This is a genomic window from Leifsonia sp. EB34 (genome assembly GCF_041260585.1).
Classification (GTDB): Bacteria; Actinomycetota; Actinomycetes; order Actinomycetales; family Microbacteriaceae; genus Leifsonia.
In genome coordinates this window covers 1615598-1627769 of the sequence record NZ_JBGCCV010000001.1, presented here as the reverse complement: position 1 = coordinate 1627769, position 12172 = coordinate 1615598, and the positions used below count along the sequence as shown (strand labels likewise).

Genomic DNA, 12172 nt, shown 5'->3' with positions numbered 1-12172 from the left:
CGGGGTCGGCACTCGATTTCACCATCCGGGCTCAGATCAGGTACCCTCATATCTGTTGCCCATTCGGGGATATAGCTCAGGCGGTTAGAGCGCTTCGCTGATAACGAAGAGGTCCGAGGTTCAAGTCCTCGTATCCCCACCATGTGCCCATCACCGGCACCACCGCCCGGGGCCTTAGCTCAGTTGGTAGAGCGCCTGCTTTGCAAGCAGGATGTCAGGAGTTCGAATCTCCTAGGCTCCACAGTGTTATTTCAACGCGAGTGTAATTTCGTCGCGATCAGACGCTGGGCGGACTGATCGGACGCGCGGGGACCGTGCTCGAATAGGCGATGCTCGTCGTGACGCTGCCGAGAGTTCCTACGGCGCCGGACACCTGCTCCAGGTGCCGCATCGACGTCGCGACCACCTTCAGGATGAAGCAGTCGTCGCCTGTGACGTGGTGGGCCTCCACGACCTCCGGCGTCTGCGCCAGCAACTCGTGCAGCGGAGCGTACTGGCTGCTCGGGTAGCGCAGCCGCAGGAACGCCAGGATGCCGTAGCCGAGCCGCTCCGGATCCACAACCGCGCGATAGCCGGAGATGACGCCGGCCTCCTCCAACCTCCGAACGCGCTCCGCCACCGCACTGTTCGACATGTGGACGGTACGGGCCAGTTCGGCGATCGACTGCCGGCCGTCGCGCTGCAGTTCCGCCAGAAGGGCACGATCCACGGTGTCGGCGGTGAACGGGGGATTCGCGGTCATGGCGCGATTCTGGCACGGAAATCGTGGTGGAAGGCGTCGGATGCCGTGGATCGTCTGTTCAGATCGCGCTTCGGCCTTTCTATTGTTGTGTGCATGACGATGACGACCACCTCCGAGGCCGTGCAGCACTTCGCGGCGAAGCTCCGGTTCGAGACCGACCCCTCCGACGTGCGAGCGGCGCAGCTCGCGGGGGAGGAGTTCGTGTTGATCGACAGCCGGGGGGACGCGGCCTGGCGGCAGGGCCGGATCGCCGGCGCGCTCCACCTCCCGACGGCATTGATCCCCGAGCGGGCCGCCGAACTCGTGCCGGCAGGCCGACCAGTGGTCGTGTACTGCTGGGGCCCCGGCTGCAATGGGTCGACTCGAGCCGCGCTGGCCTTCAGTCTCCTCGGCTACGAGGTGCGCGAGATGATCGGCGGCTTCGAGTACTGGGCGCGCGAGGGTCTCCCGGTAGAGGACGACAACGGCCCCATCACGCGCGGCGCTGACCCGCTGACCGCGCCGGTAGACGCCGTGAGTTGCGCCTGCTGACGAACGCCTACTTCAGCAACCGCGACAGCACCCGATCCGCCAGCGGCTTCCCACCCGTCTGGCACGTCGGGCAGTACTGCAGCGTGGAGTCCGCGAAGATCACCTGGCGGATCGTGTCGCCGCACACCGGGCACGGCTGCCCCGTGCGGCCGTGGACGCGCATCCCCGACTTCTTCTCACTCTTCAGCTCCGACGCGGCCAGGCCCTCCGAGCGGGAGAGGGCCTCGTGGAGTGTCTCTTCGAGCGCGGCGTAGAGGCGGTCGATCTCCTCTGCGCTCATCGAGGCCGGCTTGAACGGCGACATCTTCGCGACGTGCAGGATCTCGTCCGAGTAGGCGTTGCCGATCCCGGCGATCAGAGCCTGGTTGCGGAGCACCCCCTTGATCTGCGCGCGGCCTTGGCCGGCGAGGATGGCCGCGAACGCGTCCCGTGTGAATGCGGGGTCGAGCGGGTCGGGGCCGAGGCGGGCGACGCCCGGAACCTCCGCCGGGTCGTGGACGATCGAGATGGCGAGGCTCTTCTTCGTGCCGGCCTCGGTGATGTCGAGGCCGGAGCCGTCGTCGAGGACCAGACGCGCCGCGAGCGGTCCCCTGCCCGGTCGGCCGGTCGGCGGAGGGGGAGGGGTCTCGCGCCAGCGGATCCAGCCGGCTCGCGCGAGGTGGATGACGATGTGGAGGTCACCGGCAGCGATGTCCAGGAACTTGCCGTGCCGGGTGACACCCGAGATCGTCAGGCCCTTCAGAGCGTCGGGCGGCGGATCGAACGTCTTCAGCGCGGAGAACGCGACGATGCTGAGCCGGTCGATGACGCGGCCGGCCAGGCGCTCGCCCAGGTCGGCGGCGAGGGCGGTGACTTCCGGCAGTTCGGGCACCACCCCATACTGCCGCGCTCCACCGACGCGCGGCAGTACCGACGAGCGGCAGTAGGGTGTCGGAATGGACATCAGGGTCGCCGCCTACGGCGTCATCGTCGACGGGCCGCGCATCCTGCTCGCGCACTGGAACGAGGGCGGCCATTCCGGGTGGACGCTGCCCGGCGGCGGGATCGAGCCGGGCGAGGATCCGGTCGACGCGGTGGTGCGCGAGATCGAGGAGGAGACCGGATTCCTGGCGCGGGCGGACGAGCTGCTCGGCATCGACTCGAAGATCGTTCCGGCCGAGGCGCGCTTCGTCCCGGAGGCCGGGCCGCTGCACGCGCTCCGGATCGTCTACAGGGCGACCGTCACCGGCGGGCGCCTGAGGAACGAGCGCGACGGGACGACCGACGAGGCGGCATGGTTCGCCCTCGCGAGCCTCCCGAACCGGCGGGTCGACCTGGTCGACGTCGCGCTGCGGATGGCCGGACTCACGCCGCCCGGGTGACCGTGCGCTGCTCGGACGGGATGATGATCCACATCGCGATGTAGGCGATGAACTGCGGTCCCGGCAGCAGCAGGGACAGCAGGAACAGGACGCGCACAGTCAGCGGCGTGAGACCGAAACGGCGCGCGAGTCCGGCGCACACGCCGCCGAGGATGCGGCCATCGAGGGGTCGTTCGAGAGTGTTCATGCTCCCAGCCTCGCCGCAGGGCGACGCCGGCACCATCGGGGAAACCCCCGATTCGACCCTGGGGTCTGCACAACTCGGGCGGGACTACTCCGAAGCGGGAGTGGTGGGCTCCTCGTCGGCGACCCACAGCTCGTCGTCGGCGCGGAACGTCTGCCACACCGCGTAGAGCAGGCCGGCCGCCGCGATGACGCCGAGACCGACCGCGATGATCGTGCCGGCGCCGGGACCCGAGTTGCGGCTCGCGGCGGACGCCTTCTTCGTGATCTCCTTGCGCGCCTTGGTGAAATCACCGGCGAAGGCGGCGCTGCGCGCGGCCCGGGCGTGGTCGACGACCGAGAGCGCGGTTCCGACGGCGGTGCCGACGGCCGGGATCACATCCCCCACGAGACGCTCGCGGGCCACACCCGCGTAGTGCCCGGCCGAATCCTTGGCCGACTGGGCCACGGGGCGGACATAGGACTCGTAACCCTCGCGCACCCGCGGCGCGAGCTCCTCACGGGAGTAGTGCGCGGCCTGCTTGCGGGCCGCGGCCGCCAGAGCGTTGGCGTTCGCCAGCACTTCCTGCTGCTGCTCCCACAGCTCCTGCGCGTCACTCCGCAGACGGTCGAGCTCCTTCTGGCGCTTCCGTGTCAGGCTCATTCTGGACCTCCATTGCGTCGGCTGGGCGAACTCACTCCATCTTGCCACCGAAAGCCCTGAGGATGGCCCGAGAGCCGAAGAGGCTTCCCGAAACCCAACAGGGCCCTGTGCAAGAATTGGTGCCATGTCTAAGCACACCGCTGTCGCCACGCTCCACACTAACTACGGAGACATCAAGGTCAACCTCTTCGGCAACCACGCTCCGAAGACGGTCCGTAACTTCGTGGGCCTCGCGACCGGTGAGATCGAGTGGACCCACCCCTCCACCGGCGAGAAGACGAACAAGCCGCTCTACGACGGCGTGGTCTTCCACCGCATCATCCCCGGCTTCATGATCCAGGGCGGCGACCCGCTCGGCCAGGGCATCGGCGGCCCGGGCTACCAGTTCGACGACGAGATCAACCCGGAGCTCGACTTCACCCAGCCGTACATCCTGGCGATGGCCAACGCCGGCGTCCAGGGCGGCCGCGGCACGAACGGCTCGCAGTTCTTCATCACCGTCGCGCCCACCACCTGGCTGCAGGGCAAGCACACCATCTTCGGCGAGGTCGCGGACGACGCGTCCCGCAAGATCGTGGACAAGCTTGCCGAGCTGCCGACCGACGCGCGCGACCGTCCCCTCGACGACGTCGTGATCGAGTCGGTCGAGATCGACCAGGCCTGAGGCCTCCCCGGGGAACGGGCGCAGAAGGAACCATGTCTCAGCCCGTCGACGCTCCGGCGAGCGTCTGCTACCGGCATCCCGATCGCGTCAGCCACGTGCGCTGCCAGCGCTGCGGCCGCGCGATCTGCGGTGAGTGCCAGACTCCGGCCGCGGTGGGAGTGATCTGCCCGGAGTGCATGGCGCAGCAGCGCGCCTCCGCGCCGCGCACACGGTCGCCGTGGGTGTCCCGGCTGACCGGGCCGGGCGCGCCGGTGGTCACGTACGCGATCATCGGTCTCTGCGTCGTGGTGTTCATCCTGCAGAACCTGCCGATCATCGGCTCGCAGGTCACCAACGCGCTGCTCTACGCGGGCGCGTACTCGTACCCCACCCATGCGCTGTCGCCGGTGCTCGCGTTCGAGCCGTGGCGCATGCTGACCTCGGTCTTCCTGCACGCGAACATCATCCACATCGCGCTCAACATGTACACGCTGTGGATCTTCGGCATGGCGCTGGAGCCCGTCCTCGGACGTGCGCGTTTCCTCACGCTGTTCCTGATCAGCGGCTTCGCCGGCTCGCTCGGCGTGCTGCTCCTCGCTCCCGCGGGCCAGCCGGTGATCGGCGCGTCCGGCGCCATTTTCGGCATGCTGGGCGCGTTCTTCGTCATCCAGCGACGGCTCGGCGGCAACGCGACGCAGATCCTCGTGCTGGTCGGGCTCAACCTGGCGATCGGGTTCCTGCCCGGCATGAACATCGCCTGGCAGGCGCACGTCGGCGGACTCGTCGGCGGCGCCCTGGCCGGGCTGGTCTACGTCGAGACGCGCACGCCGTCACGGCGCCGCTGGCAGATGCCGCTCATCGTGCTGCTCTGCGTCGTGCTGGTCGGCGCGAGCCTGCTGCACTTCGTCTGACGCGGGCTGGTTTCCCACAACGCGTGGATAAGTTATCCACAGCCTTATTAACAGTGGGGATAATTACACCGGTGTAACTCTCCACAGGCTTATTAACACTGGGGAGAAAGCCGACTGCGGGGGTGTGGGCTGTGGGGAGAACTGCTGTGGATAAGTGGAGTACGGCGGGCGAGAGCGCGGTCAGCGCCAGCGGGTGGTCATCAGGAAGCCGATGAAGGCGATCCCGAAGCCGACCAGGATGTTCCATGCGCCGAGGGCGGGGATCGGGTACTGGTTCTGGCTGACGTAGAAGACGATGATCCAGATGAGCCCGAGCAGCATGAAGCCGAACATGACGGGCTTGAACCAGACGGGGTTGGGGGCGTCCTCGCCGGTTGCGGCCGAGCTGCGCTCGGGACGGGCGGAGCGCTCGAGCTTGGTCTTGGACTTGGTGCGTGCCATAGCACACAAGTGTAGCGGGAGCGTTCTGAAGGTTCATGGCGACGGAGGCGTGGGGTTCCCGGGAAACACCCGGTTTGGCGGGGGTCCGCCCTGCTTAGAATGTGTCATATGACCGAGCCCGTCGAGCCCGAGCGCCATCGCGCCGGCTCTCGTCGCGCGGCCCGGCCGGTCCGACGCAAACGCAGCGCCGGCGAGGTCATCCTCACAGTCATCGGAGAGCTGCTCATCACGGCCGGGGTGCTGGTCGGCCTGTTCCTCGGCTGGCAGGTGTGGTGGAACAACCTCGTCCTGTCGGGTCAGCAGACCTCGGCGGCCCAGGAGCAGAGCAAGAAATGGATCGACGACGCGATCAAGGCGCCGCGGCCGACGCCCACGGACCCGTCGTCGCCGGAAGCGGTCGACCCGCCCGTGATGGCCCAGCCCGCGGACTACGAGCCGTTCGCCGTGATCTACATCCCCCGGCTCGGGCCGGACTGGAAGCGCACGATCCGCGAGACGGTCGACGTCGAGAAGGTGCTCAACAGCTTCACCGCGGGGGTCGGCCACTACGCCGGCACCGCGATGCCCGGGGAGGTCGGCAACTTCGCCGTCGCCGGCCACGACTCGGGCTGGGGCAACACCTTCATCGACCTCTCCAAGCTGCACCTCGGCGACCGGATCTACGTACAGACCAAGGACGGCTGGTACACCTATGTCTTCCGCAACTTCGAGTTCGTGCAGCCGACGCAGGTGCAGGTGATCGCCTCCGTGCCGCACCATCCCGACGTGCAGCCCATCGACCGGCTCATGACGATCACGACCTGCAACCCGCCGTTCCACGCGGGAGAGCGGCTGATCGCCTACAACGTCTACGCGGGCTTCCAGCCCACCCAGGACATTCCGGACGAGATCCGCGCCGCGGTGACGGGAGGCTGAACCATGTACGGAGCACTCTGGCGCATCCTCCCCGGGCCGGTCTGGCTGCGCATCGTCATCCTGGTGGTCCTGTTCGCGGTCGTGCTGTGGGCACTGGTGACCTGGGCCTTCCCGTGGGTGGATTCGCTCCTCGGACCCCAGGAAGGTACCGTTGGGCCGTGACCCGCGTACTCGTCATCGACAACTACGACAGCTTCGTCTACACGCTCAACGGCTACCTGCGTGAGCTCGGCGCCGAAACCGAGGTCGTGCGCAACGACGACATCGCGATCGAGGACCTCCCGGCGCGGGTGGCCGAGTTCGACGCGGTGCTCGTGTCTCCCGGGCCAGGCAAGCCGGCCAATGCCGGGGTGTCCATCCCGGTCGTCGAGCTCGCCCTGAAGGCGGGGACGCCGCTGCTCGGCGTCTGCCTCGGGCACCAGGCGATCGCGGAGGCGTTCGGCGGCGTTGTCACCAACGCCGAGGAGCTCATGCACGGCAAGACCTCGCAGGTGGAGCACGACGACAGCCTGCTCTTCGACGGCGTGCCGCAGCCGTTCACCGCGACGCGATACCACTCGCTGGCGGTCGTCAACGGGACCATCCCCGATGACCTCGTGGTCACCGCGCGCACGGCCGGCGGCGTCATCATGGCGCTGCAGCACCGGACCGCGCCCATCTACGGCGTGCAGTTCCACCCGGAGTCCGTGCTCACGGAGGGCGGCTACCGGATGCTCGGCAACTGGCTCGAGAAGGCCGGTCTCGCGGGCGCGGCGGAGGCTTCGCGTTCGCTCAACCCGCTCGTCAAGCTCGGCTGAACCGGAGAACTCCCCGAACCGCGCGGGTCAGCCCGAGCAGTAGGTGAGCCCGACCGTGCTCCCCTGAGGCACGTCGCCCGGTGCGACCGACTGCGTGTGCACCAGCGGCGCACCGCTGTTCTGCTTGCAGGTGGGGTCGGCCTTCGGATCGGCGGTCAGGCCGAGCTGCTGGAGAAGCGAGGTCGCCGCGGGCAGGGATTGGCCGGTGAGGTCGGTCAGGGTGACCTTGCCGCTCGAGACCGTGAGGCCGATCGCGTCGCCCTCGTGGGCGTTGCTGCCGGCGGCGGGCGAGGTCTGGATGACCACGTTGGCCGGCACCGTCGCCGAGTTCTGCGTCGTGACCGGGCCGAGGGTGAGCCCTGCCGTCGTCAGCGCCTGTTTCGCGGCGTCCTGGGTCATGTTGGTGAGGTCGGGGACGGTCACGGCCTTCTTGCCCGTCGAGACGAAGACGTTGATGGTGTCGCCGGTGGCGACGACGATCCCCGCCGCCGGGTCGGTGCGGATGACCTGACCCGACCCGTAGGTGGAGCTGGGCTCCGTCGACTGCGTCCATTTGAGCTTGAGGTCTTCGAGCTGCTTCGTCGCCTTGTCGAGCGTCTGCCCGGACAGGTTGGGGACTTGGCGGGAGCTGTCCGGCATGGTCGTGCTCGGCGCGATCCGCAGCACCCAGGCCAGGACGGCGACGATGATGACCGCCATCACCGCGATGCCCGCCCAGATCCAGATGACCGGGGGGCGGCGCTGGGTGCGGACCATCGTCTGGTCCTCGGCGAGCTGGCGGAAGGCGGCCTCCGGACCCGACACCGAGCTCGGCGGCGCGCCGAAGAGCGTCTCGGAGAAATCGTCCGCCTGCTTGTGGACGGGGACGCGCCCTGCGGCGGCCTCCTCCAGGTCCTGACGGAAGTCGGCGACCGTCTGGTACCGCTCGAAGCGGTCCTTGGTGAGGGCGCGGGCGACCACGGTGTCCATCGCCGGCGAGACCTTGGGGTTCACGGTGCTCGGCGCGACGGCGGTCTCGCTGACGTGCTGGTAGGCGACGGCGACCGGGGTGTCGCCCCGGAACGGCGGCCGGCCGGTCAGCATCTCGAACAGGACGACGCCGGTCGAGTAGAGGTCGGTGCGGGCGTCGACCGTCTCGCCCTTGGCCTGCTCGGGCGAGAAGTAGCTGGCGGTGCCGAGCACGGCGGTCGTCTGCGCGACCGTGGCGGAGGAGTCGCTGATGGCGCGGGCGATGCCGAAGTCCATCACCTTGACCTGGCCGGTGGTCGTGATCATCACGTTGCCTGGCTTGATGTCGCGGTGCACCACGCCCGCCCGGTGCGAGTATTCGAGGGCGGTCAGGATGCCTTCGGTGATCCGGATGGCCTCCGCGACCTCGAGCGGGCCGCGCTTGATGAGATCTTTCAGAAGGACGCCGTCGACGAACTCCATCACGATGAACGGCAGCTGCGCCTCGTGGCCGTTCGGCTCGCGGACGGTCTCCTCGCCGGCGTCGAAGACGCGGACGATCGTGGGGTGCGTCATCCGCGCCGCGGCCTGGGCCTCCTGGCGGAAGCGCGTGCGGAACGCCGGATCCAGAGCCAGGGACGGCTTGAGCAGCTTGATGGCGACCGTGCGACCCAGCCGGGTGTCCGTTCCGCGGTGCACGTCGGACATGCCGCCGCGACCGACGAGCTCGCCCACCTGATATCGGCCCGCGAGCAGGCGGCTATCTGGGCTCACGTCGGGCTCCTTCTCGGGTGGTGGCTGGTGGCTGACGGCTAGTGTAGCGGGCCGACTCTGGACGTCTCCCCCGGGCGGGGGGAGACCGCCCGTCGTCAGTGCGGTGCGGCTCCCGTCACGGGGTCGGCAGCGAGGTCGCGCCGCCGGTGGGGACGACCGTGTAGGGCGTCGTCGGCGACTGGGCGGACTCCACGGACTCGCCCTGGTTGCAGAAGATGGTGTAGCTCAACGTGTAATTGCCTGCTGCCGTCGGCGTCCACGTAGTTTTGGAGTCGTTCACCGGCTGCTGCTGCTTGCCGTCGACGTACAGGGCGCGCCCGGTGAGGGTCTGGCCCGCCGGGCAGGTCGCCGAGCCGAACGACACCGTGATCGGCGAGTTGGCCGCTCCCTGACCCGACGGCGGGTTGGCCGAGACCGTGTCGCTCGGCGTCGGGATCGGGGTCACCGGTCCGTACACCTTGACGGTGATCGTCGTGCCTTTCTGCACGGGGCCGGTCGGGTTGACCGAATACACCGTGTTGACCTGACCGGCCGAGGACGCCGCGGAGCCGGTCTGCACATCGGCGACCATTCCGACGCCCTGGAGCTTCTGCCGGGCCTGATCGGCGGTGAGCCCGAGGTAGTCGCCCTCGTTGATCTGGACGGTGGTGCTCGTGTCGGTCGGCGTCGGTGTCGGCGACGGCGCCGGCGGCGGCGTCGTGTGGACGACCGGGGGAGCGGTCGAGGTCGGAGCGGGCGTCTTGGGCTGGGCGAGCAGCGCGATGATCGTTCCGATGAGCACCAGGGCCAGGAGCGCGATGAGGGCGATCAGCGGCCACGTCCACGGGCTGCGCTTCTTCTCCTCGACCGGCTCCTCGGTCTCCTCTTCGACCACGGCTCCGGCAGCGGCGGCGGGAAGCACTGTCGTCGCCTGCGTCGGAGCGGCATTGGGGGAGGTCATCAGCACTGTCGCGGCGTCGGCGGCGACCGCTGCGCCGAGCACGGCGGGGACCGAGGCGGCCGCGGCGCGGATGTCGCCGCGGCGCAGCGCCTGCGCCGCGCGTGCCAGGTGCGCCGCCGAGGCGGGACGGTCGGCGGGGTTCTTGGCGATGCAGGCGAAGACGAGGTTGCGGACCGGCTCGGCGACCGTGGCCGGCAGCTCCGGCGGCGCCTCGTTGATCTGCGCCATCGCGATGGCGACCTGCGACTCGCCGGTGAACGGCCGGCGGCCCGCGAGGCACTCGTACGCGACGATTCCGAGCGAGTAGATGTCGGTGGTCGGCGACGCCGGGTGGCCGGAGGCCTGCTCGGGCGACAGGTACTGCACCGTTCCCATGACCTGGCCGGTGGCGGTGAGCGGCACCTGGTCGGCGATGCGGGCGATGCCGAAGTCGGTGATCTTGACCCGGCCGTCCGGCGTGATCAGGAGGTTTCCCGGCTTGATGTCGCGGTGGACCAGCCCGGCGGCGTGGGCGGCGTGCAGCGCTGCGGCGGTCTGCGCGACGATGTCGAGGGTGCGGTCGGTGCTGAGGACATGCTCGCGCTCGAGGATGGTGGAGAGCGCCTCGCCGGGCACCAGCTCCATCACGAGGAAGGCGCTGCCGTCCTCCTCGCCGTAGTCGTAGACGTTCGCGATGCCTTCGTGGTTGACGAGGGCGGCGTGCCTGGCCTCCGCGCGGAAGCGCTCGAGGAAGCCGGGGTCGCCGAGGTACTCGTCCTTGAGGATCTTGATCGCGACGGTGCGGCCGATGACCAGATCGGTCGCCTGCCAGACCTCGCCCATGCCGCCGATCGCGATGCGCGACTGCAGCTCGTAACGTCCTCCGAAGGTGAGCCCTGCTGTGGGTCTCATTTATTCAGCACCGCCTCTAGTACTTTTCTCGCGATCGGTGCGGCGACGGAGTTCCCCGTGCCGCTCTGACCGAGTCCACCGCCATTTTCAACGACTACCGCCACAGCGAATTGAGGGTCGTTCGCCGGCGCGAATCCTGTGAACCACAGGGTGTATGGGTCGGTCGCGCCGTTCTGCGCCGTCCCCGTCTTACCCCCGACCTGAACCCCGTCTATTCTTGCATTGCTCGCAACGCCGTGATCGACGCCGTCGACCATCATCTGCTTGATGGTGTCGGCGTTCTGCTGGCTCATCGGCTCTGAGAACTGCTGGGGCTGGAAGGTCTCGATCGGCTGCAGATCCGACGAGCGGATCGAGTCGACCAGGTTCGGTGTCATGAGCTTTCCGCCGTTCGCGACCGCCGCCGACACCATCGCCATCTGCAGCGGGGTGGCGCGGTCGTCCTTCTGGCCGAACGAGCCGAGCGCCCGCTCCGCCGGGTCGGTGTAGAGCGGGTAGACGCTCTTCTCGACCGGGATCGGGATGCTCAGCGACTGGTTGAAGCCGAACTTGTCGGCCTGGTCTTTGATGACCTGCGGCTGCAGCTGCATCCCCAGCTCGGCGAACGGGATGTTGCAGGAGAGGATCTGCGCGGTCGCGATCGACACGGTCGCGCCGGGGCCGCAGGTGGTCAGCGAGTCGTTCTTGACGACTGTGGGGGAGTTCGGGAGCGGCAGGGCGGCCACGTTCGGGAGCTGGCTGTCCTTGGTGAACTGGCCCGTTCCGAAGGCGGCCGCGCTCATCACCGGCTTGAACGTGGAGCCGGGCGGGTTGAGGTTGCCGCCGATGGTGCGGTTCGTGAGCGGGCTGCCCGACGTGTCGAGGAGCTGCTGGTAGGCCGTGTTGACGGCCGCCGTGTCATGGGAGGCCAGCATGTTCGGGTCGTAGGTGGGCTTGGAGACCATCGCGAGGATCTTGCCGGTCTTCGGCTCCAGGAGCACCACCGCGCCCTGGTGGTTGCCGAGCGCGTCCCAGGCCGCCTGCTGCGCCTTCGGGTTGATCGTGGTCTCCACCGACGCGCCCTGAGGGTTCTTGCCGGTGAGGATCGAGTTGATCCGCTCGAAGAACGCCGAGTTGGACGTGCCGGACAGCCGGTCGTCGAGGGCGCCCTCCAGACCGGTCGCCTCGCCGTTGACCGGGTAGAAGCCGGTCACGGCCGAGTAGAGCGGACCGTTGCTGTATGTGCGCTGCCACTTGTACACGTCGTTCGACGGCACGGACTGCGCAATCGGCTGGCCGGCGACGAGGATCGCGCCACGCTGGGCCGCGTAGCTGTCGTTGCGCGCGCGGGTGTTCCGCGCGTCGGCGGCCAGGCTGTCCGCCTGGAACGCCTGGAGGATCGACGTGGACACCAGGAGTGCCAGGAACATCACCAGCACAATCGTGCTGACTCGCTTGATCTCGCGATTCATC

The 12172-nt window shown here is 68.6% G+C and carries 15 protein-coding genes and 2 tRNA genes; 9 read left to right on the top strand and 8 right to left on the bottom strand.

The window, feature by feature from the left end; all coding sequences use genetic code 11:
* Positions 1 to 65: 65 nt before the first annotated feature.
* Positions 66 to 142, top strand: a tRNA-Ile gene (locus tag ABIA36_RS07860).
* Between the two features lie 26 nt (positions 143 to 168).
* Positions 169 to 241, top strand: a tRNA-Ala gene (locus ABIA36_RS07855).
* A 36-nt stretch (positions 242 to 277) separates the two neighbouring features.
* Here the strand turns inward: ABIA36_RS07855 and ABIA36_RS07850 are convergent.
* Positions 278 to 742 (bottom strand): Lrp/AsnC family transcriptional regulator, encoded by a 465-nt coding sequence (locus tag ABIA36_RS07850; RefSeq protein ID WP_369961732.1) that lies wholly within the window; start codon positions 740 to 742, stop codon positions 278 to 280.
* Positions 743 to 835: 93 nt separating this feature from the next.
* Here ABIA36_RS07850 and ABIA36_RS07845 point away from each other — a divergent pair, with 93 nt between their 5' ends.
* On the top strand, positions 836 to 1273 hold the full coding sequence (locus tag ABIA36_RS07845) for a rhodanese-like domain-containing protein (RefSeq protein WP_369961731.1): 438 nt from the start codon (positions 836 to 838) through the stop codon (positions 1271 to 1273).
* A gap of 7 nt (positions 1274 to 1280) precedes the next feature.
* Here the strand turns inward: ABIA36_RS07845 and ABIA36_RS07840 are convergent, their stop codons facing one another.
* Positions 1281 to 2144: an Fpg/Nei family DNA glycosylase gene (locus ABIA36_RS07840; RefSeq protein WP_369961730.1), complete on the bottom strand. Its 864-nt coding sequence runs from the start codon at positions 2142 to 2144 to the stop codon at positions 1281 to 1283.
* 64 nt (positions 2145 to 2208) lie between these two features.
* On the opposite strand from ABIA36_RS07840, the gene ABIA36_RS07835 reads away from it, so the two are divergent.
* Positions 2209 to 2634 carry an NUDIX hydrolase gene (locus ABIA36_RS07835; protein ID WP_369961729.1) on the top strand — a complete coding sequence of 142 codons (426 nt, stop codon included), beginning with the start codon at positions 2209 to 2211 and terminating at the stop codon, positions 2632 to 2634.
* Here ABIA36_RS07835 and ABIA36_RS07830 read toward each other — a convergent pair.
* Together ABIA36_RS07830 and ABIA36_RS07825 are read right to left on the bottom strand one after the other, a co-directional pair.
* Entirely contained in the window at positions 2618 to 2821 is a 204-nt protein-coding gene (locus tag ABIA36_RS07830; protein ID WP_369961728.1) for a PspC domain-containing protein, read from the bottom strand. The two genes, ABIA36_RS07835 and ABIA36_RS07830, sit on opposite strands and share 17 nt — an antisense overlap.
* An 84-nt stretch (positions 2822 to 2905) precedes the next feature.
* Positions 2906 to 3460: a hypothetical protein gene (locus ABIA36_RS07825; RefSeq protein ID WP_369961727.1), complete on the bottom strand. Its 555-nt coding sequence runs from the start codon at positions 3458 to 3460 to the stop codon at positions 2906 to 2908.
* A gap of 124 nt (positions 3461 to 3584) precedes the next feature.
* Here ABIA36_RS07825 and ABIA36_RS07820 point away from each other — a divergent pair, with 124 nt between their 5' ends.
* Both ABIA36_RS07820 and ABIA36_RS07815 read left to right on the top strand, forming a co-directional pair.
* On the top strand, positions 3585 to 4124 hold the full coding sequence (locus ABIA36_RS07820; RefSeq protein ID WP_369961726.1) for a peptidylprolyl isomerase: 540 nt from the start codon (positions 3585 to 3587) through the stop codon (positions 4122 to 4124).
* A gap of 32 nt (positions 4125 to 4156) precedes the next feature.
* Positions 4157 to 5014: a rhomboid family intramembrane serine protease gene (locus ABIA36_RS07815; protein WP_369961725.1), complete on the top strand. Its 858-nt coding sequence runs from the start codon at positions 4157 to 4159 to the stop codon at positions 5012 to 5014.
* A gap of 180 nt (positions 5015 to 5194) precedes the next feature.
* On the opposite strand, the gene ABIA36_RS07810 is transcribed toward ABIA36_RS07815, so the two are convergent.
* On the bottom strand, positions 5195 to 5455 hold the full coding sequence (locus ABIA36_RS07810) for a cell division protein CrgA (RefSeq protein ID WP_179604135.1): 261 nt from the start codon (positions 5453 to 5455) through the stop codon (positions 5195 to 5197).
* Between the two features lie 108 nt (positions 5456 to 5563).
* On the opposite strand from ABIA36_RS07810, the gene ABIA36_RS07805 reads away from it, so the two are divergent.
* Genes ABIA36_RS07805 through ABIA36_RS07795 form a run of 3 tightly spaced genes read left to right on the top strand, consistent with a single transcriptional unit; the run spans position 5564 to position 7167 of the window.
* On the top strand, positions 5564 to 6370 hold the full coding sequence (locus ABIA36_RS07805) for a class E sortase (RefSeq protein ID WP_369961724.1): 807 nt from the start codon (positions 5564 to 5566) through the stop codon (positions 6368 to 6370).
* 3 nt (positions 6371 to 6373) lie between these two features.
* Entirely contained in the window at positions 6374 to 6532 is a 159-nt protein-coding gene (locus ABIA36_RS07800; RefSeq protein WP_369961723.1) for a hypothetical protein, read from the top strand.
* Complete coding sequence (locus ABIA36_RS07795; RefSeq protein WP_369961722.1) at positions 6529 to 7167, top strand: aminodeoxychorismate/anthranilate synthase component II; 639 nt, start codon at positions 6529 to 6531, stop codon at positions 7165 to 7167. Before ABIA36_RS07800 ends, ABIA36_RS07795 begins: the two co-directional genes overlap by 4 nt.
* A 27-nt stretch (positions 7168 to 7194) precedes the next feature.
* On the opposite strand, the gene pknB is transcribed toward ABIA36_RS07795, so the two are convergent.
* From pknB to ABIA36_RS07780, 3 genes are all read right to left on the bottom strand, one after another.
* Entirely contained in the window at positions 7195 to 8889 is a 1695-nt protein-coding gene (gene pknB, locus ABIA36_RS07790) for a Stk1 family PASTA domain-containing Ser/Thr kinase (protein WP_369961721.1), read from the bottom strand.
* 115 nt (positions 8890 to 9004) lie between these two features.
* A complete protein-coding gene (locus ABIA36_RS07785; protein ID WP_369961720.1) occupies positions 9005 to 10720 on the bottom strand; it encodes a serine/threonine protein kinase in 1716 nt (571 codons plus the stop codon).
* Positions 10717 to 12171 (bottom strand): peptidoglycan D,D-transpeptidase FtsI family protein, encoded by a 1455-nt coding sequence (locus ABIA36_RS07780; protein WP_369961719.1) that lies wholly within the window; start codon positions 12169 to 12171, stop codon positions 10717 to 10719. Before ABIA36_RS07780 ends, ABIA36_RS07785 begins: the two co-directional genes overlap by 4 nt.
* Between the last annotated feature and the right edge of the window lies 1 nt (position 12172).